This window comes from Lactobacillus equicursoris DSM 19284 = JCM 14600 = CIP 110162 (genome assembly GCF_001434815.1).
Taxonomy (GTDB): Bacteria; Bacillota; Bacilli; order Lactobacillales; family Lactobacillaceae; genus Lactobacillus; species Lactobacillus equicursoris.
On the sequence record NZ_AZDU01000155.1, the window covers coordinates 1 to 285 of the forward strand.

General features: G+C 47.7%; 1 pseudogene. It reads left to right on the plus strand.

From position 1 onward, the window contains the following. Nucleotides 1-285, plus strand: a pseudogene (locus FC20_RS09795) (RNA-guided endonuclease IscB); the annotation flags it as partial.

Consider the following 285-nt stretch of genomic DNA (forward strand, 5'->3'; position numbering starts at 1 on the left):
GCCAGTTCCGCAAGAAGAAGCGGTCGCTTCATGAAGCAACCGCGAGGAAAGGCAGAAAGCAGCCGAACAAGGCGGCCAAGCGGAACGCGAAGAACACGAAATATGCCCGCGGCATATGGCTGAATGACTACGTTCGCATAATTGAAAATAATGCCAAGGGCTACGTTCAAGGCTTTAAGTCGAATGGATATGCTGTGTATCTGACAGATGGCTTAGGCAATTACGTACTGAACAATGGCAAGAAAAATATTAATAGAAAGCAGTGCCGGCTGATCATGCATAACG